The sequence below is a fragment of the Dysgonomonas sp. ZJ709 genome (assembly GCF_011039195.1).
In the GTDB taxonomy this organism is placed as follows: domain Bacteria; phylum Bacteroidota; class Bacteroidia; order Bacteroidales; family Dysgonomonadaceae; genus Dysgonomonas.
In genome coordinates, this window is sequence record NZ_JAAKEM010000071.1 from 1 (window position 1) to 1,951 (window position 1,951).

The 1,951-nt window shown below is 46.8% G+C and carries 1 tRNA gene and 1 rRNA gene; both read left to right on the forward strand.

Annotated features, from left to right (window positions below):
- Positions 1-213 precede the first annotated feature (213 nt).
- Positions 214-1,741, forward strand: a 16S ribosomal RNA gene (locus G7Y56_RS18355).
- 131 nt (positions 1,742-1,872) lie between these two features.
- Positions 1,873-1,949, forward strand: a tRNA-Ile gene (locus tag G7Y56_RS18360).
- The last annotated feature ends 2 nt before the right edge of the window (positions 1,950-1,951 follow it).

Genomic DNA, 1,951 nt, shown 5'->3' on the forward strand with positions numbered 1-1,951 from the left:
TTTGCACCCGCTTCACCGCTGAACGCAGCGCATGAAGTTGATAAAAAAAGAAGCGATCTTTGACTAAATGATAACAATAAACAATAAAGAGTAGTACAAGGGAATTATGTATTGATTCGTTCAATACATAGTTCAATTAGCTACCCGATCAATTCTTTTAAAAGAATTCAATAGATCGAGCAGGATCAAGCAAAAGTATAAGAAAAAGAATATACAAAGAAGAGTTTGATCCTGGCTCAGGATGAACGCTAGCGACAGGCCTAACACATGCAAGTCGAGGGGTAGCAAGATGTAGCAATACATTGTTGACGACCGGCGCACGGGTGAGTAACGCGTATGTAACCTACCTACTACAGGGGAATAGCCCGAAGAAATTCGGATTAATACCGCATAAAACAGGGGCTCCGCATGGAGATATTTGTTAAAGATTTATCGGTAGTAGATGGGCATGCGTTCCATTAGCCAGTTGGTGAGGTAACGGCTCACCAAAGCAACGATGGATAGGGGAACTGAGAGGTTTATCCCCCACACTGGAACTGAGACACGGACCAGACTCCTACGGGAGGCAGCAGTGAGGAATATTGGTCAATGGGCGAGAGCCTGAACCAGCCAAGTCGCGTGAAGGAAGACTGCCTTATGGGTTGTAAACTTCTTTTATATGGGAATAAAAAGACTTACGAGTAAGTTATTGCATGTACCATATGAATAAGCATCGGCTAACTCCGTGCCAGCAGCCGCGGTAATACGGAGGATGCGAGCGTTATCCGGATTTATTGGGTTTAAAGGGTGCGCAGGCGGTTTATTAAGTCAGCGGTGAAATCTAGAGGCTCAACCTCTAAACTGCCGTTGAAACTGGTAGACTTGAGTATAGATGAAGTAGGCGGAATTCGTTGTGTAGCGGTGAAATGCATAGATATAACGAGGAACCCCAATTGCGTAGGCAGCTTACTAAACTATAACTGACGCTCAGGCACGAAAGCGTGGGTATCAAACAGGATTAGATACCCTGGTAGTCCACGCAGTAAACTATGATTACTAGTTGTTTGCGATATGATAGCAAGTGACTAAGCGAAAGCGATAAGTAATCCACCTGGGGAGTACGCCGGCAACGGTGAAACTCAAAGGAATTGACGGGGGCCCGCACAAGCGGAGGAACATGTGGTTTAATTCGATGATACGCGAGGAACCTTACCCGGGCTTGAAATGCATCTGACGTACGTGGAAACATGTATTCTAGCAATAGCAGATGTGTAGGTGCTGCATGGTTGTCGTCAGCTCGTGCCGTGAGGTGTCGGCTTAAGTGCCATAACGAGCGCAACCCACATTGTTAGTTACTAACAGGTCAAGCTGAGGACTCTAACAAGACTGCCAGCGTAAGCTGTGAGGAAGGTGTGGATGACGTCAAATCAGCACGGCCCTTACGTCCGGGGCGACACACGTGTTACAATGGATGGTACAGAGGGTAGCTACCTGGTGACAGGATGCCAATCTCGAAAGCCATTCCCAGTTCGGATTGGAGTCTGCAACTCGACTCCATGAAGCTGGATTCGCTAGTAATCGCGCATCAGCCATGGCGCGGTGAATACGTTCCCGGGCCTTGTACACACCGCCCGTCAAGCCATGGAAGCTGGGGGTACCTGAAGTACGTAACCGCAAGGATCGTCCTAGGGTAAAACTGGTAACTGGGGCTAAGTCGTAACAAGGTAGCCGTACCGGAAGGTGCGGCTGGAACACCTCCTTTCTGGAGCTGATTCTGTTCGATCTAAGGGTAGCTAATGACTTTGTATTACTTATTTATTTTTATTGTATCTTTAATAATATAAAGAGAAACCACGAAGCTGATATAAATAATCTGTCTTCAGGTAGATAGCCAGTCCTATAGCTCAGTTGGTTAGAGCGCTACACTGATAATGTAGAGGTCGGCAGTTCAAATCTGCCTGGGACTACCAGG